Source organism: Streptomyces sp. DH41 (assembly GCF_029813785.1).
GTDB lineage: Bacteria > Actinomycetota > Actinomycetes > Streptomycetales > Streptomycetaceae > Streptomyces.
This window is the reverse complement of the sequence record NZ_JARVKY010000016.1, coordinates 71,305-87,370: the sequence shown is the minus strand read 5'-3', so window position 1 is coordinate 87,370 and position 16,066 is coordinate 71,305. Positions and strand designations below refer to the sequence as shown.

Here is a 16,066-nt window from a genome sequence, read left to right as displayed (position 1 = left end):
CGGGCGCACCCTGGAGGAAAGACCCTGAAGGGGGTGCGAGCCATGGCTCACTTCATGGACGTGCACCACGGGATGCACGGCATCACTTCGGACCAGCTCCAGCAGGCCCACCAGGCGGACCTCGCCGTGGAGAAGGACGAGGACGTCCACTTCGAACACGCGTGGGCGGACCCGGCCTCCGGCACGGTCTACTGCCTCTCCGAGGCCCCGTCGGCCGACGCGGTCCAGCGCGTCCACGAACGCGCGGGCCACAAGGCGGACGAGATCCACGAGGTGCCGCTGACGGTATAGCCCCAGGGGTCAGCCCTGGGTGTCGCGTCGTCCGACTTGAGTACGGGTACTCAGGCACCGGGTCCTGCCCCCGTCCGACCCTGGACGCAGGCAGACGACCCACACGGGGAGACCGAGATCCGATGAAGACCAGCCCGACACGCGCCGACCCGATCGGCACCGGCCCGATACGCACCCTCACCCGCCTGACCTTCGCCAACCGCGCGTCGGCGGTCTACCTTGCCCTGGTCGGCGGCGCGATGGCCGTCGCCACACTGGAGCCCCTCTTCACGACCAGCCCGGACGCGTCCCTCATCTGGGTCTGGCCTGCCCTGTTCACCTTCCCGGCCTTCGGCTTCGTCGCCTGGCTCGGCGAGGCGGGCTGGGGCGGCGACGCCCCGACGTGGTTCTTCGTCGGCGGCATCGCGCTGTCGGCGCTGGTCCAGTCCTTGGCGCTGGGCGCGGTGTGGCAGGGCCTGCGTGGACGCCGGGAGGAGCGCCGGGGGCGTCTGACGACGGCGAGCTGAGAAGCGGCCGACGGACGGCGGAGCCACTCGGCCCCCAGTGCCCCACGAGCAGGGTCGCTGACGCGCGGCCGGCTTCGGAGACCTGCCGGCACCGGCCGCGCGACGCCATCGGCGGGACTCGCCCGGCGCTCACCGTGCTGCCATGATCCCAAGCCCTCCCCTCATCGCACCCGACCGAACCGGACCGCAACGATCGGGAAGCGTCCCCCTGCTCCCTGCCACGGTGGATGTCGAAAGGAGGCCTCGTGATCTCGGCACTCAACAAGCTCGTCGACCTCGTCGAGGAACACCTCACCGAGGAACTCGACGTCCCCGCACTGGCCGGAGCGCTCGGCACGACCGAGTACCACCTGCGCCGGATGTTCTCGTCGCTGGCGGGCATGCCGCTGTCGGAGTACGTACGCCGGCGCCGCATGACGGTCGCCGCCGCCGACGTCGTACGGGGCGAGGACGACCTGCTGAGCATCGCCGTACGGCACGGGTACGGCTCCACGGAGGCGCTCGGGCGTGCGTTCCGGACGGTCCACGGCGCCGCCCCGCGTGACGTACGGCGTGCCGGAGGCCCCCTTCGGACACAACCGCAGCTCAGGTTCCGCCTGACCGTCGAAGGGAGCACCCCCATGGACACCCGCTTCGCCGACCGCCCCGCCTTCCGCCTGATCGGCCACGCCACCCGCGTCCCGCTCATCCACGAGGGCGTCAACCCGCACATCCAGCAGCACATCGCCGCACTGCCCCAGCAGGAGCACGCCCGCCTGAAATCTCTCGGCGACACCGACCCGGCGGGCCTGCTCGCGGTATGCGACGACCTGGCCCCCGACAACTCGGAGGGCAGCGAACTGACCTACCTGCACGGAGTCGCCGTCACCCGGGACACCCCGGCCCCCGACGACCTCGACGCCATCGAGGTACCGGCCGGCCGGTGGGCGGTCTTCCGCAGCTCGGGCCCCTACCCGGGAACCCTCCAGTCGACCTGGGCGGCCACCGCGTCGGAGTGGTTCCCGTCCAACCCGTGGCGCCTGCGCCCGGGCCCGTCGATCGTCGCGGTCCTCGACCGCGCGGCCGACTTCTCGACCGCGACCTGCGAACTGTGGCTGCCGGTGGAACCCGCGTGAGACCGCTGCCGTAGGTCGAAAAAGCCCGGGGCTGCCTCAGAGGGGGTTGAGGGGGGCGGGACGACCGGATTCGAACCGGCGTCCTCGCGGTTCTGGAGACCGCTCGCGTCGACCACTGCGCTACGTCCCGCCCTTGGCCGTGATCGTAGCGGCTGAGGGCGGAGCGGTCTCGCGAGGGAACTCCCCCTTGATCTAGGCCACTTCCTGACCTAGATCACTCATAGCGTGGTCCTCGACCGACGGAGCAGGAACACAGGAAGGCAAAGACCATGACGTCCGACGAGCAGACCACCCGCGATCAGGCCGCAGCGACGACCGCCACCGGGGAGCGCGCCGACCTGCTGGAGGCGCTGGCCAAGCAGCGGCACTTCCTGCGCTTCACCACCCGTGACCTCACCGACGAGCAGGCCGGGCTCCGGCCCACCGCCGGCGAGCTGTGCCTGGGCGGTTTGATCAAGCACGTGACCTCGGTCGAACGGGGCTGGGTGGGCTTCATCCTCAACGGCCCTTCGGCGATGGGTGACTTCACGGCCATGACCGAGGCCGACTGGGCCCAGCGGGCCGACGAGTTCCGGATGCTGCCCGGCGAGACGCTGGCCGGTGTACTGGCCGCCTACGCCGAGGAGGCCCGCCGGACCGACGACCTGGTCGCCACCCTGCCCGACCTGGACGCCGCGTGGCCGTTGCCGAAGGCCCCGTGGTTCGAGGCCGACGCGCAGTGGTCGGCCCGCCGGGTACTGATGCACATCATCGCCGAGACCGCCCAGCACGCCGGCCATGCCGACATCATCCGAGAGACCCTGGACGGCGCCAAGAGCATGGGCTGAGATTCCGAGCCCTGAAACGCCCTACATGGTGTTCACCTTGATGCCCGTATGAGCGAGGCCTGGATGGACTACGGAACGACGTCCGATACGAACGGGCCGCCGACACTCCTGGATGCCGAATCCTGGTGGTCGGCGGTGGAGATGTACGACCGTCGGTACACCTTCGTCGCCGCGGGTCCCCGCACTCGTGAGGACTGGCTGCCCGACGTGGCCGCGCTGATGGGCCGCGAAGTGGCCGACCCCCGTGGCTGGCGGGGCCGGGATTCCGAGCAGGGAGAAGAGGAGCTGGAGGAGGATCCTGGCTTCCCGTTCCGGGTGCCGCCGACGGATGAGGCCGGGGCCGCGCAGTGGCGCGGCCGGCTGTTCGAAATCCCGCGGACCGCCGTCGTCCGGCTGCTCGTCATGCTGGCGACGGACGGACTGGACGTGTCGCGGCAGTACGGCTTCGGTGACCGCAGGACGGGCATGGAGGAACATGCACAGGTGATCCTGTCGCGCTTCCCGGAGGGCTCGCGGTTTTTCACGAACACTGGACACGACGGCGACCACCCCGACTTCTACGAGAAGGTCACCGGCTGCTGGCCGATGTCCCAGTACGGCTGGGACATCGGCCTTGTCGCGGTGTCCCGTGAGGAGGTCGGCCTCATCTGGTCGTTCGACGCAAGCTGAACTGGACAGACCTGACCGTACGGATCGGTGCGCCGTGGCCCTCGGTCGGTCCCGAGACGGCCCGGCAACGCCGAAGAGCCTCCTTCCCGCGGACAAGCCGCGGGTAGGAGGCTCAGAGGGGCGAAGTTACTTCTTCTTGCCCTGGGTCTTGCCGGGGATCTTGGTGAGCTGGGTTTTTGCTGGTCAGAGGCGGTGGGCTCGTGCACTTGGTGGTCGTCGTTGGTCGTCATTGGCCACTGTTGAGCGGCCTCGGACGGCCCAGGGGCGGCCCAGCGATGGGGGAGCCGTTCCCCTGCTACACCGGGCTATCGTGCCGTCGTGACAAGCGCGACGGAGCGTCCCCTCCTTTTCCTCGACGTCGACGGTCCACTGATCCCGTTTGGGTCGTCGTCCGGTCGTCCTCAGGCCGCTGCCGCGGGCGCCTCGGGAAACCCGCTGCTGACGCGACTTGACCCTGGGCTCGGATCTCGCCTCACAGCCCTGGGATGCCGTCTCGTGTGGGCCACGACCTGGATGGAGGAGGCGAACGAGGTCGTCTCCCCACGCATCGGACTGCCCAGGCTGCCCCTGGTGGAGTGGCCGGCCTCTCACGCCGACGAGGGCCCGCGCGGCCTGCACTGGAAAACCCGACACCTCGTCGAGTGCGCCGATGGCCGACCGTTCATCTGGGTCGACGACGAGATCAGCGCCATGGACCGCCTGTGGGTCGACGCCAGTCATTCCGGGCCGTCACTGCTCCATCGCGTCGACCCGGTCAAGGGCCTCACGGACGCCGACTTCACCGCGCTCGCCGACTGGCTCCGACTCGTCATACCGAGATAAGCACCGCTTTAGGAGAGCGGCTGGCGGATCTTACGACTGAGCTGCGGCTTCGCCGGTCGAAGCGGTAGGCGAGTACTAGACCGCCGGACACTGGTGCTGACTGTGGCTGACCCTTGTATCTGGCACGGTTGTGGCACGGACTTCGCTCGTCAACCACCGTTGGTTCCGGGGCGGGGATCGGCCGATCGAATGTAGTCGTTGAGGGCGGCAAAGGACGCTGGTGGGCCGACCGCCGCGCGAACGGTGCTCAGGCTGACGCTGTCCGCGTCTAGGGCAGCGACTGCTGGGCGGGGGAGTACGTAGAACTCCCACTGGGCCGTGTCGAGCGGGTTGTAGACAGCGTGTTCATGGGCGGTCTGGACGGCGAACACGTAGACGTCGGCGTTGTACGACTTCGCCTCCGAGTAACCGCCCTCGGATGACCATGTGCAAGCGCGGAGCCCATTGAAGCGGATTTGAGAGGGCGTGCGCTGCTCCCAGGCTTGCAGATAGGCACCGGCCTTGACCTCGATGCGCAGTCCGTCGTCAGTCTCGACATCGTGGCTTGCCCACTCCACCCGGGGCTCGTGGGAGCCGACCGCCTGGTGGACCAGGAATTCGGCGAACAGGCCGCGTGTGTTGTTCATGCGAAGGTCCGGCATGGCGAACCGCCAGAAGTCGACCACAGTGGCGTCCGGGACGCCGACGATCGACTCGTCGCCACGGAGCGGGGGCATGGGACGCGGGGTCAAAGGCAGACGGGCAGGCTGCTTCATGGGTCCGCAGTCTGCCAGCGAGGCGTGGACGCTTGCACATCTGCTGCCGGCAGGCCTTGCCAAGATGCTGGTTGGGTGGTCGCGGGAGTGGAGCCGGGTCCACGCTCTCAGCTTGGTCGCAGCCCGCAGAGCTCGTGCGAAGAAGCTCCAGTCACCGCTGGCAGGCAGCTTGCGGTCGGCGTTGTTGTACCAGCTCCACACCGTGAAGTGCGGGCCGGATTCCTCGCCGGACTCGGCGACTAAGTGATGTCGCTCTCGTTTTGCTGTGGCTAAGCAGGATGTCGAAACGCACAACTGGAGAAGGACATGTTGTCACGCCCTGGCCTCGCGCTCTACCTGGCACCCCGAGAGTTCCCGTTCATCCTCTCGGCGGCGTGATCGGCGCCCTTGGCGTCTGGCTCGCAGCGCCGATGGCGGCCACTGCCGTGACGGCGTTCCTGGTGGCCTTCCAGGTGAAGGCCGAGATCCTCACGCAGCCTCGCTCATGACCGAGCACGGCCCAACGACGGCCCAGAGGTAGCGAAAAGCCCCCTCCCGGCGGAGAACCCGCAGGCAGGGGGCTTGTTCGTGGGCGCTTACTTCTTCTTGCCCTGGTTCTTGACCGCCTCGATCGCGGCCGCTGCCGCGTCCGGGTCGAGGTAGGTGCCGCCCGGGTTGAGGGGCTTGAACTCGGCGTCCAGTTCGTAGGAGAGCGGGATGCCCGTCGGGATGTTCAGGCCCGCGATGTCCGCGTCGGAGACGCCGTCGAGGTGCTTGACGAGGGCGCGGAGCGAGTTGCCGTGCGCCGCGACCAGGACCGTGCAGCCGGTGAGGAGGTCGGGGACGATCGCGTCGAACCAGTACGGGAGCATCCGGACGACGACGTCCTTCAGGCACTCCGTCCGCGGACGCAGCTCCGGCGGGAGCATCGCGTAGCGCGGGTCGGAGAACTGGGAGTACTCGGCGTCGCGGTCCAGCGCGGGCGGCGGGGTGTCGTAGGAGCGGCGCCACAGCATGAACTGCTCCTCGCCGAACTCGGCGAGGGTCTGGGCCTTGTCCTTGCCCTGGAGAGCGCCGTAGTGGCGCTCGTTCAGGCGCCAGTGGCGGTGGACGGGGATCCAGTGGCGGTCGGCGGACTCCAGCGCGAGCTGGGCCGTGCGGATCGCGCGCTTCTGGACGGACGTGTGCACCACGTCGGGCAGCAGGCCGGCGTCCTTGAGCAGCTCGCCGCCGCGCGTCGCCTCCTTCTCGCCCTTGGGGGTGAGGTTGACGTCCACCCAGCCGGTGAACAGGTTCTTCTCGTTCCACTCGCTCTCGCCGTGGCGGAGGAGGATCAGCTTGTACGGTGCGTCGGCCATGGCTCCGAGCGTAATCGAACCCCCCGAACGCCCGCGCGCCGCGCCCGCAGGGCGGACGGTTGACGGGAATTGTTAATCGAGTGGTCTCCGGGACGGTCTCGTTCGTAAGTTGTGTCTGGCTTATTCGCCACTTACACACACCAGCACACGAACAGTTCACGGGGGTCCCATGTCAGTCGCCGGGCTGAGGCGTGCCGCGCGCGAGTCGGTCTCCGGGCTCCCCCGCGAGTTCTGGTGGCTGTGGACCAGCACCCTGGTCAACCGGCTCGGTGGCTTCGTCGCCACCTTCATGGCGCTGTACCTCACCATCGACCGCGGGTACTCCGCCTCGTACGCCGGTCTGGTCGCCGCGCTGCACGGGCTCGGCGGGGTCGTGTCCTCGCTGGAGGCCGGCGTGATGACCGACCGGCTCGGTCGGCGGCCCACGCTGCTCGTCGCGCAGGCCTCCACCGCCCTGTCCGTGGCGCTGCTCGGCTTCGTGCAGGGACCGGTCGCCATAGCGGCCGTCGCCTTCCTGGTCGGCATGGCGAGCAACGCCTCCCGGCCGGCCGTGCAGGCGATGATGGCGGACATCGTGCGGCCCGAGGACCGTATCCGCGCCTTCTCGCTCAACTACTGGGCCATCAACCTCGGCTTCGCGGTCTCCTCCATGGCGGCCGGGTTCATCGCCGAGGTCAGCTACCTCGCCGGGTTCCTGATCGAGGCGGGGATGACCATGGCGTGCGCCGTCCTCATCTTCGTCAAGCTGCCCGAGTCCCGGCCGGAGAAGACGCCCGGGAAGGGTGGTGACGCGGACGCCTCCGCCGACAGCGAGCCCGCCGTCTCCCTCGGGACCGTCCTGCGCGACGGGCGCTACATGAGCGTCGTCGGACTGTCCTTCCTCGTTGCCGTGATCTTCCAGCAGGCCTACGTGGGGCTGCCGGTGGCCATGGGCGAGGCAGGGTTCACGCCGGCCGACTACGGCATGGCGATCGCCGTCAACGGTGTCCTGATCGTCGTCCTGCAGATTCCCGTCACCCGATTCATCGAGCACCGGGATCCGCGGCTGCTGCTCGTCGCCTCGTCGCTGCTGGCCGGGTACGGGTTCGGGCTGACCGCCTTCGCCGGGTCGGTCGGCGTCTTCGCCCTCACCGTGTGCGTGTGGACGCTGGCCGAGATCGTCAACGCGCCGATCCAGACCGGGCTCGTCGTCCGCCTCTCCCCCGCGCACGGGCGCGGGCGCTACCAGGGGATGTACACCATGTCCTGGGCGGTCGCCGCCCTCGTCGCCCCGCTGATGTCCGGTTTCGTCATCGACCGCTGGGGCGCCGAGTGGCTGTGGGGCACCTGCGCGGTCATCGGCACGGTGGCGGCGGCGGGGTACTGGGCGCTCATGCGGGGGCTGGCGGAGGAGGAGACCGAGACGGTCACCTCCGAGGCCCCCGAGATCCCCGAGACCTCCAAGGTCCCCGAGATCCCCGAGAACCCCGAGATCCCCGAGGCCCCTGAGGCCTCCGAGCCGCGCGTGGCCGCCAAGGCCGACGTCGGCGCGGTGTGACGCCCGCGTTCGGGCACCCGGGTCCTCACGGGTGCATCCTCGCCCCCTTCAGCACCTTGTCCACCGCGTTCTTCGCGCCGTACACCGCGAGGCCGACCAGGTCCAGGTCGGCCGTGGGCACGGCCCGTACCGCCGCCCGGTTGTCCCGGTCGTTGCCCGTGGCGAAGAGGTCGGACGTGAACAGCGCGCGGGGCAGGGCGCGCGACAGCACGCGCGCGTGGGCGGTCGTCAGCGTCTCCTTGGTGCCCTCGAAGACCAGCACCGGCTGGCGGAACATGGGCAGGTAGCCGACCGCGTCGGCGTCCTCGTACGGCTCCCCGATCACCTCGGGGATCTGTGCGCCCAGGCCGCTGACCAGGAAAGCGGTGACGTTCAGACGCTGCCAGGTCTCCAGGTCATCGCGCAGCAGGACGGCGATCTTGGTGTCGAAGCGGACGGGGGCGGCCGCGGGGTCCGCGTCGTGCGTACTCGTCGTACTCGTCGTACTCGTCGTGCTCATACGGTGAGACTGCCGGTCGGCGTGCGGTCGGGTCTTGTACGTTTTTTGCATGGCCGACCAGGACCAACGGCGGACCGTCTCCGCCTGGCGACCCCGCGTCCCGGGCGTCGTCGAGGTCTTCCACGCCCACTACACCGAGTACGCCTATCCGATGCACGTCCACGACGCGTGGACGCTGCTCATCGTCGACGACGGGGCCGTACGGTACGACCTGGACCGGCACGAGCACGGCACCCCGCACGACACGGTGTCGCTGCTGCCGCCGCACGTGCCGCACAACGGCTCCCCCGCCACGCCCGACGGCTTCCGCAAGCGTGTCCTGTACCTGGACGCCTCCCGTCTCGGCGACGACCTGATCGGGGCTGCCGTCGACGCCCCCGACCTGCGTGACCCGGTGCTGCGGCAGCGGGTCGGGCAGCTGCACTCCGCGCTCGCCCTGCCCGGTGACGAGCTGGAGGCGGAGAGCCGGCTGACGTTGATCGGGGAGCGGCTGCACACTCATCTGCGGCCCCGGGGGAAGGCGGGTCCGGTGCGCCGCGGGGATCCCGTGCTCGCGCGGCGGCTGCGGGAGCTGCTCGACGAGCGGGTCGTCCAGGGGGTCGGCCTGGCGGACGCGGCCGCGCTCGTGCGTGCCCATCCGGCCCACCTGGTACGGGCGTTCAGCGGCGCCTACGGCATCGCACCGCACCAGTACCTGATGTCCCGCCGCGTCGACCGGGCCCGGCGGCTGCTGCTGGCGGGGCGCGCCCCGGCCGACGTGGCCGCCGCGACCGGGTTCTACGACCAGGCGCATCTGACCCGGCACTTCAAGAGGCTGGTGGGCGTCACACCCGGCCGCTACCGCACCAGCGGCGGACCGCGCTGACCGCGCGTCAGCCCTTGGAGCCCCCGGAGCTCTCGGAGCTCTCGGAGCTCTCGGAGCTCTCGGAGCCCTCAGAGCGCTCGGAGCGCTCGGAGCGCTCGATCAGGTGCTGGAACGCCTCCAGGTTCCGTGTCGACTCCCCGCGCGCGGTCCGCCACTCGTGCTCCTTGCGGATGGCGGACGCGAAGCCCAGTTCCAGCAGGGTGTTGAAGGCCCCGTCGGCGGCCTCCAGGACCTGGCCCAGCAGGCGGTCGATCTCGTCGGTGGTGACGGCGGCCAGGGGCAGCTTCGCGGTGAGGTAGACGTCGCCGAGACGGTCGACGGCGTAGCCGACGCCGTACAGCTTGAGGTTGCGTTCCAGCAGCCAGCGGTGGACGGCGGGTTCGTTCTCGTCGGGGTGGCGGATGACGAAGGCGTTGAGGGAGAGGGAGTGCCGGCCGAGGAGGAGGGAGACCGTCGTCGAAAGCTTGCGGGTGCCGGGGAGCTTGACGACGTAGTTGCCGGGCTCGGGGCTCTCCCACTCCAGCTCGGCGTCCCCCAGCGCCGCCTCGAGCACCTGTGCTGCCTTCTGTACCGCCTCAGCCATGGTGGGAGCGTACGCGACGACGATGGGACTGGATCGCGGCCGTGTAGGCGTCCGCCGTCGCGGCGGCGGCGTTGTCCCAGCCGAAGGACTGGGCGTGCCGGGCGGCGGCGTCGCCCATCCGGGGCGTCAGCTCCGGGTTGTCGGCGAAATCGCGCAGCACGCGCGCGTACGCGGCGGGATCGTGGCCCTCGACGAGGCGGCCGGTGTGCCCGTCGCGCACGGCGACCGGGAGGCCGCCGACCGCGGCGGCGAGTACCGGCGTACCGGCTGCCTGGGCCTCTATGGCGACCAGGCCGAAGGACTCGCTGTAGGACGGCATCACCAGCACGGACGCGGCCCGGAACCAGTCGGCGAGCTGCTCCTGCCCGACGGGCGGACGGAACCGCACGACGTCGGCGATGCCGAGCCGGGCGGCGAGTTTCTGCAGGCCCTCCGGTTTGGCGAGGCCGCTGCCGCTGGGGCCGCCGACGACGGGGACGAGGATGCGGGAGCGCAGCTCGGGACGTTCGTCGAGCAGGACGGCGATCGCGCGGAGCAGCACGTCAGGGGCCTTGAGCGGCTGTATACGGCCGGCGAAGAGCGGGATCAGCGCGTCCTGCGGCAGGCCGAGGCGGGCGCGGGCGGCGGCCCGGGCGTTCACGGTCTCCCCCGGGCCGGGTTCGGAGCCCTTGGGGAAGGGGCGGAACCGTTCGAGGTTCACGCCGGGGTGGACGACGGCGACCTTGGCCGGGTCGGCGGCGTAGTGCCGGACCAGTTCGTCGGCCTCTTCGGCGGTGTTGGCGATCAGGCGGTCGGAGGCGGCGACGATCTGCGTCTCACCGATGACGCGGGCGGCCGGCTCGGGGGTGTCGCCGTCGGCCAGGTTGGCGTTCTTGACCTTGGCCATGGTGTGCATGGCGTGCACGAGGGGGGCGCCCCAGCGCTGGGCGGCGAGCCAGCCGACGTGGCCGGAGAGCCAGTAGTGGGAGTGGACCAGGTCGTAGTAGCCGGGGCGGTGCCCGGCCCAGGCCTGCATGACGCCGTGGGTGAAGGCGCACAGCTGGGCCGGCAGCTCCTCCTTGGCCAGGCCTTCGTAGGGGCCGGCGTCGACGTGCCGGACGAGGACGCCCGGCGACAGTTCGACGGTGGGCGGGAGCGCGGCGGTGGTCGCGCGCGTGAAGATCTCGACCTCGATGTTGATCGCGGCGAGGCGCTGTGCGAGCTCGACGATGTAGACGTTCATGCCGCCGGCGTCGCCGGTGCCCGGCTGGTGGAGCGGTGAGGTGTGCACGGAGAGCATGGCGACGCGGCGGGGCCTGCGCAGCAGCCGGAGCCGCGGGGAGGCCGCCGGTGAGCGACGCCCGAGCCTGCTGACGTACTGGCTCACGAGCCGTTCCTCCTCGCTGCGGGCATGCCGTCCGGAGGACACGCTCCGCCCTCCAAGAGGTGGGAACACCGGATGGCGGTGCTCCATTTCCGGTTTCCCGACCTTTGCCGAATCATTACCGCTTATCGCTCAACCGTTCGACGATCAGACGCGTACAAGGCGCGTAGACGCGTCAAGGAGGGCGCCCCCGCCGCATACCCTCGTACGCATGCCCTCCCGCTCCCGCGCCGCCGCCCTCCCCGTCGTGGGCACGGTCACGCGCGGGACGACGAATCCGAACCGGCTGCGCCGCATGGACCGCTGGATCGCGGCCACGCACGGTGCCGAACTGCGCCGCGCCGCCGATCCCGTCGCCGTCGACCTCGGCTACGGCGCGGCCCCCTGGACGGCCGTCGAGCTGCTGGGCCGCCTGCGCACGGTCGCGCCGCACGCGCGCGTGGTGGGCGTCGAGATCGACCCGGCGCGGGTGGCGGCGGCCGGACCCTACGCGCGCGCGGGGCTCGTCTTCCGCCACGGCGGCTTCGAGATCCCCCTGTCACCCCCCACTCGCCGCCCCCTCCTGATCCGGGCGGCGAATGTGCTGCGCCAGTACGACGAGGGCGAGGTCGCCGCCGTCTGGCAGCGGCTGTGCACACGGCTCGCGCCGGCGTCGGAGCACTCCCGCGGCGGACTCCTGGTCGAAGGGACCTGCGACGAGATCGGGCGCAGGCACGTGTGGGTGGCGCTCGGGCCCGAGGGACCGCGCACGGTCACCTTCGCGACCCGGCTGGGCTCCCTCGACCGCCCCTCCGACCTGGCGGAACGGCTGCCGAAGGCACTCATCCACCGCAATGTCCCCGGCGAACCCGTGCACGCCTTCCTGCGCGACTTCGACCGCGCCTGGGCCGCCGCCGCGCCCTACGCCTCCTACGGCGCCCGCCAGCGCTGGATGCGGGCGGTGCGGGACCTGACGGCCGGCTGGCCGGTGACGGACGGGCCGGCACGGTGGCGCCAGGGCGAAGTGACGGTGCGGTGGGAGGCGTTGGCGCCGCGCGCGTGAACCGACGCACGGCGCCCGAGCACCACGGCCCCGAGGCCCACGCCCGGCCCTTGGGCCGACGCCGGGAACGATCTCCGTGCGACGTTCGTCACACAACGGGGAGACCGGCGAGGAGACGGCGGAGAGACGGCGGGAAGACGGCGAGGAGACGGTGAGGAGACGGCGGGGATTCGTCATACGGCGAGGCGGGGGAGGGAAGCGGGAGGGGGAAGCGGCAGGAAAGCACTGCCTCTGTCGCTTTCCGCGCCGGCATGGCACGATCCCCCGGGCGACCTATGTTACTGACGGTTAATCAGTTTGGGGGCGAGGTATGCGTACGGGGAAGCATGGCTTGATGACCGCTGCCGTGGCCGTGGTCTGCGCGGTCACCGTACTCGCGGTACCGGGCACGGCGTTCGCGGATCCCGGGCCCACAGCGCCCTCGTCCGGCACCCCGAGCGTCCCCAGCGCCTCTCCCGGCCCCTCCGCCCCGGCCGCCGCTCCCGGCAAGGACCTGGAAGCCGTACGCAAGAAGCTCGACGACCTCTACCGCACGGCGGCCTCCGCCACGGATGAGTACAACGCCGCCGAGGAGAAGGCGGAGAAGCAGTCCGCCGAGATCGTCGAACTGGCCAAGAAGATCGTCAAGGGCCAGGAGAAGCTCGACGGGCTGAAGAAGCGCGCCGGAGCCGCGGCCCGCGCCCAGTACCGCACCGGCGGCCTGCCCGACGAGGCCAAGCTGATGCTGAGCGACGACCCGGAGGACTTCCTCGACGGCACCGGCCGGGTGATCCAGGGCCAGCGCGCGACGAAGGGCCTGCTCGGCGAGCTGACCCGCGCCCAGCAGGACCTGAAGACCTACGCGGCGGACGCCTCCGCCCAGTTCACGAAGCTGGAGGCGAACCGCAAGGCCAAGGCCACCGCCCAGAAGAAGATCGAGAAGCAGATCGCGGCGGCCGAGAAGCTGGAGTCCGAGCTGGAGCAGGAGGAGAAGGAGCGCCTCGCCCGGCTGGAGCGGGAGGCCCAGGCCGAGGCCCAGACCGCCTGGCTCGGCTCCGGCATCCTCGAGGACCTCGACACCGAGGCGACTCAGCGGGGCCGGAAGGCGGTCGAGTACGCCACCGCCCAGGTCGGAAAGCCGTACCAGTGGGGCGCCGAGGGCCCGCAGGCCTACGACTGCTCCGGCCTGACCTCACAGGCCTGGGTGGCGGCCGGGCAGGCGATCCCGCGCACCTCGCAGCAGCAGTGGAAGCAGCTGCGGCACGTCGACATCAAGGACATGCGGCCCGGCGACCTGATCATCTACTTCGACGACGCCAGCCACGTCGGCATGTACGTCGGTGACGGCTCCGTCGTGCACGCCCCGCGCCCCGGGCGCTCGATCACCATCGCGGGGGCGGGCACGATGCCGATCCTCGGGGTGGTACGGCCGGACACGGGCACCCCGCCCGCCGAGTGACCCGCGGCGCGCCCGCCGAGTGACGCGGGCCACGGGACCGGCGCCGGGGACGTGAGGCGGGCCACGTGACCCAGTGCACGACCGGCGCCCCGCCCCGCGTGACGTTCGTCATCCCCGGCCCCCGGTCGACGTGTCCAACTGCGGTGCATAACGCGGCATATGACAGTGGCCGAGTGCCGTCCGACGTGTTCTGGACCATTCCGCAGCGGCGCCGTCACCCGCTATGGTCCCCGTCGGTGGGTCGAGGTCCCTCGCTCCGCCATGCCCTCGGGGGGAGGGAAGGAAACCAAGACGATGCCCGTACCCGTACCGCGGCAGAGGGCGATCCCGGCCGTGGAGTGTGGTCAGGCGCCCGCCGCGTCCCCGGACAGCGGCCCTTCCAAGGAACAGGCCCCGCCCGGGACGCACCCGGCCGACAACCCCACCCGGCGAGAGCACCCCACGGAGAAGCGCGAGAAGACCACGGACGAGACCACGGACGAAACCAAGGGCGAGACCACGGCCGAGACCACGGGCGACAGCACCGACGGGAGCACGGACCGGCGCGAGAGCACCGTCCCCACCAATCTCACGCTGCTGCTGATCGAGGACGATCCCGGCGGTTCGCCGATCGTGCCCGACCTGCTCGACCAGGCCGGCAAGCCGATCCGCGTCCGCACGGCCCGCAACCTCACCGAGGCCGAGCGGCTGCTGACCGACGACGTCCACTGCATCCTGCTGGACCTCGCCCTGTCGGCCCCCGCCCCGGCCCGCCCGAGCGCCGAGAGCACCGGCAACAGCAATGGGGACAGTGACGGGAGCGGTGACGACGAGCTGGCGGTGCTCAGGCACGTACTGGAGCTCGCGCCCCGGCACGCCGTACTCGCGCTGACCTCCTCCAGCGACGCCGAGCGCGGCGCGGAGGCCGTGGCGGTCGGCGCCCAGGACTACCTGCTCCGCGACGAGCTCGACGGCCGGCTGCTGAGCCGGGCGATCCGCTACGCCGTCGAGCGCAAGCGGTCCGACTCGGCGGAGCGGCGCCTGGCCGAGGGCCGGCTGCGGGCGCAGGAGAACGCGCGTCTGGAGCGCGGCCTGCTGCCGACCCCGCTGCTGGAGGGCTCCCCGCTGCGCTTCGCCGCCCGCTACCGCCCGGGCCGCTCGCGTGCCCTGCTCGGCGGCGACTTCTACGACGTCGTCCGCACTCCGGACGGCACCGTGCACGCCATGATCGGTGACGTCTGCGGGCACGGTCCGGACGAGGCGGCGCTCGGCGTGGAGCTGCGGATCGCCTGGCGCGCGCTGACCCTGGCGGGGCTCTGCGGCGACGAGCTGCTCGGCACGCTCCAGCAGGTGCTGGAGCACGAGCGCGCCCACGACGAGATCTTCGCGACCCTGTGCGCCGTGGACATATCCCCGGACGGCCGCCGCGCCGGCCTGTGCCTGGCCGGGCACCCGTCGCCCCTGGTGGCCGGTCCGGGCAGGCCCGCACGGCTGCTGCCCTACGACAACAACGGCCCGGCACTCGGTCTGCTGCCGGGCGCCCGCTGGCCGCGTATGCAGGTGGAGCTGGGCGCCGAGTGGAGCCTGATGCTCTACACCGACGGTCTGATCGAGGGCCACGTCGGCGAGGGCCGGGAGCGGCTCGGCCAGGACGGCATGGTGGAGCTGGTCCGCCGCCAGTTCGCCGAGGGGTTGCAGGGTGAGCAGTTGCTGCGGGCGACCGTCAACGAGGTCCGCGCGCTCAACGGCGGCGAACTCGCGGACGACGTGGCAGTGGTCCTGCTGGACCGGGCGCCCTGACCGGCGCGTCGTCCCTGGCACCGGCGCCCTGACCGGCGCGTCGTCCCCGCACCGGCGCCCTGACCACCGCCCTGACCGACGCGTCGTCCACCGGCGCCCTGACCGGACGCGTACCCGCACCACCGCCCTGGCCGGCGCGGCGTGCCTGCGCGGCGGAGCCGCCCGGTGCCGTCGTGCCGGAGCCCCGCACCCGCGCCCCGAAGAGGCGCGGCGCGTCAGCGTCCGCCGTTGTACGGGCCGTAGGGGCCGTCGCTGCTGGAGCCTCGGCGGCTGCTGCGGCCGCCGCCCGGCAGGCCGCGCAGTGCGGGCCGTACGTCGACCATGTACACGATCGTCGCGACGAGCCCGATGATCGGCAGGAACGACAGGATCGGGAAGATCAGACTCACCACGAAGGCGAGCCCGAGAATGATCAGCCAGAACGGTTTGGTCTTCTTGTCGGCCGCGCGGTAGGCGTCCTCACGGCGCATGGCGCCGTCGACCAGCGCGAAGCCCGTGAAAACCATCAGGGCGATGTTCAGCAGCCCCAGGAAGTCTGCGAACCCCTGCATCAGCACAACATCCACCACCAGACTCGGATCGTCTCTACGCGGTCACCGTACCCGGAGAACGGGCCGGACACCCCAAGGGTGCCCGGC

The 16,066-nt window shown here is 71.1% G+C and carries 17 protein-coding genes and 1 tRNA gene; 11 read left to right on the top strand and 7 right to left on the bottom strand.

Features of this window, described 5'->3' with window-relative positions:
• The first annotated feature begins 42 nt into the window (after positions 1 to 42).
• From QC283_RS24730 to QC283_RS24720, 3 genes are all read left to right on the top strand, one after another.
• Entirely contained in the window at positions 43 to 291 is a 249-nt protein-coding gene (locus QC283_RS24730) for an SCO4226 family nickel-binding protein (RefSeq protein ID WP_279563863.1), read from the top strand.
• A 122-nt stretch (positions 292 to 413) separates the two neighbouring features.
• The gene (locus QC283_RS24725; protein ID WP_279563862.1) at positions 414 to 797 is read left to right on the top strand and encodes an SCO4225 family membrane protein; all 384 of its coding nucleotides are present in this window, start codon (positions 414 to 416) and stop codon (positions 795 to 797) included.
• Between the two features lie 245 nt (positions 798 to 1,042).
• Positions 1,043 to 1,912, top strand: a complete 870-nt coding sequence (locus QC283_RS24720) for an AraC family transcriptional regulator (RefSeq protein ID WP_279563861.1) — start codon at positions 1,043 to 1,045, stop codon at positions 1,910 to 1,912.
• A 55-nt stretch (positions 1,913 to 1,967) separates the two neighbouring features.
• Here QC283_RS24720 and QC283_RS24715 read toward each other — a convergent pair.
• Positions 1,968 to 2,042, bottom strand: a tRNA-Trp gene (locus QC283_RS24715).
• Positions 2,043 to 2,181: 139 nt separating this feature from the next.
• Here QC283_RS24715 and QC283_RS24710 point away from each other — a divergent pair.
• The 3 genes from QC283_RS24710 to QC283_RS24700 all read left to right on the top strand — a co-directional run bounded on the left by QC283_RS24710 (position 2,182) and on the right by QC283_RS24700 (position 4,230).
• Positions 2,182 to 2,739 (top strand): DinB family protein, encoded by a 558-nt coding sequence (locus tag QC283_RS24710; protein WP_279563860.1) that lies wholly within the window; start codon positions 2,182 to 2,184, stop codon positions 2,737 to 2,739.
• 48 nt (positions 2,740 to 2,787) lie between these two features.
• Positions 2,788 to 3,408 (top strand): hypothetical protein, encoded by a 621-nt coding sequence (locus QC283_RS24705; RefSeq protein WP_279563859.1) that lies wholly within the window; start codon positions 2,788 to 2,790, stop codon positions 3,406 to 3,408.
• 318 nt (positions 3,409 to 3,726) lie between these two features.
• Positions 3,727 to 4,230: an HAD domain-containing protein gene (locus QC283_RS24700; protein WP_279563858.1), complete on the top strand. Its 504-nt coding sequence runs from the start codon at positions 3,727 to 3,729 to the stop codon at positions 4,228 to 4,230.
• Between the two features lie 149 nt (positions 4,231 to 4,379).
• On the opposite strand, the gene QC283_RS24695 is transcribed toward QC283_RS24700, so the two are convergent.
• Both QC283_RS24695 and QC283_RS24690 read right to left on the bottom strand, forming a co-directional pair.
• The gene (locus QC283_RS24695; protein WP_279563857.1) at positions 4,380 to 4,985 is read right to left on the bottom strand and encodes a hypothetical protein; all 606 of its coding nucleotides are present in this window, start codon (positions 4,983 to 4,985) and stop codon (positions 4,380 to 4,382) included.
• A gap of 575 nt (positions 4,986 to 5,560) precedes the next feature.
• Positions 5,561 to 6,322, bottom strand: a complete 762-nt coding sequence (locus QC283_RS24690; RefSeq protein WP_279563856.1) for a phosphoglyceromutase — start codon at positions 6,320 to 6,322, stop codon at positions 5,561 to 5,563.
• Between the two features lie 169 nt (positions 6,323 to 6,491).
• On the opposite strand from QC283_RS24690, the gene QC283_RS24685 reads away from it, so the two are divergent.
• Positions 6,492 to 7,859, top strand: a complete 1,368-nt coding sequence (locus QC283_RS24685) for an MDR family MFS transporter (protein WP_279563855.1) — start codon at positions 6,492 to 6,494, stop codon at positions 7,857 to 7,859.
• A gap of 25 nt (positions 7,860 to 7,884) precedes the next feature.
• Here QC283_RS24685 and QC283_RS24680 read toward each other — a convergent pair whose 3' ends face one another.
• Positions 7,885 to 8,358, bottom strand: coding sequence for a DUF2000 domain-containing protein (locus QC283_RS24680; RefSeq protein WP_279563854.1), 474 nt, complete (start codon positions 8,356 to 8,358; stop codon positions 7,885 to 7,887).
• 49 nt (positions 8,359 to 8,407) lie between these two features.
• Between QC283_RS24680 and QC283_RS24675 the strand changes: the two genes are divergently transcribed.
• On the top strand, positions 8,408 to 9,223 hold the full coding sequence (locus tag QC283_RS24675; RefSeq protein ID WP_279563853.1) for an AraC family transcriptional regulator: 816 nt from the start codon (positions 8,408 to 8,410) through the stop codon (positions 9,221 to 9,223).
• Positions 9,224 to 9,230: 7 nt separating this feature from the next.
• Here QC283_RS24675 and QC283_RS24670 read toward each other — a convergent pair whose 3' ends face one another.
• Complete coding sequence (locus QC283_RS24670; RefSeq protein ID WP_279563852.1) at positions 9,231 to 9,806, bottom strand: YbjN domain-containing protein; 576 nt, start codon at positions 9,804 to 9,806, stop codon at positions 9,231 to 9,233.
• A complete protein-coding gene (gene mshA, locus QC283_RS24665) occupies positions 9,799 to 11,172 on the bottom strand; it encodes a D-inositol-3-phosphate glycosyltransferase (RefSeq protein ID WP_279563851.1) in 1,374 nt (457 codons plus the stop codon). The genes QC283_RS24670 and mshA overlap by 8 nt, the downstream gene beginning before the upstream one ends.
• A 208-nt stretch (positions 11,173 to 11,380) precedes the next feature.
• Here mshA and QC283_RS24660 point away from each other — a divergent pair, with 208 nt between their 5' ends.
• From QC283_RS24660 to QC283_RS24650, 3 genes are all read left to right on the top strand, one after another.
• On the top strand, positions 11,381 to 12,211 hold the full coding sequence (locus QC283_RS24660; RefSeq protein ID WP_279563850.1) for a class I SAM-dependent methyltransferase: 831 nt from the start codon (positions 11,381 to 11,383) through the stop codon (positions 12,209 to 12,211).
• A 310-nt stretch (positions 12,212 to 12,521) separates the two neighbouring features.
• Entirely contained in the window at positions 12,522 to 13,649 is a 1,128-nt protein-coding gene (locus QC283_RS24655) for a C40 family peptidase (protein ID WP_279563849.1), read from the top strand.
• Positions 13,650 to 13,943: 294 nt separating this feature from the next.
• Entirely contained in the window at positions 13,944 to 15,428 is a 1,485-nt protein-coding gene (locus QC283_RS24650; protein WP_279563848.1) for a PP2C family protein-serine/threonine phosphatase, read from the top strand.
• A 215-nt stretch (positions 15,429 to 15,643) separates the two neighbouring features.
• Here QC283_RS24650 and QC283_RS24645 read toward each other — a convergent pair whose 3' ends face one another.
• Positions 15,644 to 15,979 carry a DUF2516 family protein gene (locus QC283_RS24645; RefSeq protein ID WP_279563847.1) on the bottom strand — a complete coding sequence of 112 codons (336 nt, stop codon included), beginning with the start codon at positions 15,977 to 15,979 and terminating at the stop codon, positions 15,644 to 15,646.
• Positions 15,980 to 16,066: the final 87 nt, after the last annotated feature.

What these genes read in the sequence shown, in the direction of transcription:
- QC283_RS24690 (WP_279563856.1), bottom strand. Translation starts at nt 6,322, where the DNA reads ATGGCCGACGCACCGTACAAGCTGATCCTCCTCCGCCACGGCGAGAGC.
- QC283_RS24695 (WP_279563857.1), bottom strand. Translation starts at nt 4,985, where the DNA reads ATGAAGCAGCCTGCCCGTCTGCCTTTGACCCCGCGTCCCATGCCCCCG.
- QC283_RS24670 (WP_279563852.1), bottom strand. Translation starts at nt 9,806, where the DNA reads ATGGCTGAGGCGGTACAGAAGGCAGCACAGGTGCTCGAGGCGGCGCTG.
- QC283_RS24645 (WP_279563847.1), bottom strand. Translation starts at nt 15,979, where the DNA reads ATGCAGGGGTTCGCAGACTTCCTGGGGCTGCTGAACATCGCCCTGATG.
- QC283_RS24680 (WP_279563854.1), bottom strand. Translation starts at nt 8,358, where the DNA reads ATGAGCACGACGAGTACGACGAGTACGACGAGTACGCACGACGCGGAC.
- QC283_RS24725 (WP_279563862.1), top strand. Translation starts at nt 414, where the DNA reads ATGAAGACCAGCCCGACACGCGCCGACCCGATCGGCACCGGCCCGATA.
- QC283_RS24730 (WP_279563863.1), top strand. Translation starts at nt 43, where the DNA reads ATGGCTCACTTCATGGACGTGCACCACGGGATGCACGGCATCACTTCG.
- QC283_RS24650 (WP_279563848.1), top strand. Translation starts at nt 13,944, where the DNA reads ATGCCCGTACCCGTACCGCGGCAGAGGGCGATCCCGGCCGTGGAGTGT.
- QC283_RS24685 (WP_279563855.1), top strand. Translation starts at nt 6,492, where the DNA reads ATGTCAGTCGCCGGGCTGAGGCGTGCCGCGCGCGAGTCGGTCTCCGGG.
- QC283_RS24655 (WP_279563849.1), top strand. Translation starts at nt 12,522, where the DNA reads ATGCGTACGGGGAAGCATGGCTTGATGACCGCTGCCGTGGCCGTGGTC.
- QC283_RS24675 (WP_279563853.1), top strand. Translation starts at nt 8,408, where the DNA reads ATGGCCGACCAGGACCAACGGCGGACCGTCTCCGCCTGGCGACCCCGC.
- QC283_RS24660 (WP_279563850.1), top strand. Translation starts at nt 11,381, where the DNA reads ATGCCCTCCCGCTCCCGCGCCGCCGCCCTCCCCGTCGTGGGCACGGTC.
- QC283_RS24710 (WP_279563860.1), top strand. Translation starts at nt 2,182, where the DNA reads ATGACGTCCGACGAGCAGACCACCCGCGATCAGGCCGCAGCGACGACC.
- QC283_RS24705 (WP_279563859.1), top strand. Translation starts at nt 2,788, where the DNA reads ATGAGCGAGGCCTGGATGGACTACGGAACGACGTCCGATACGAACGGG.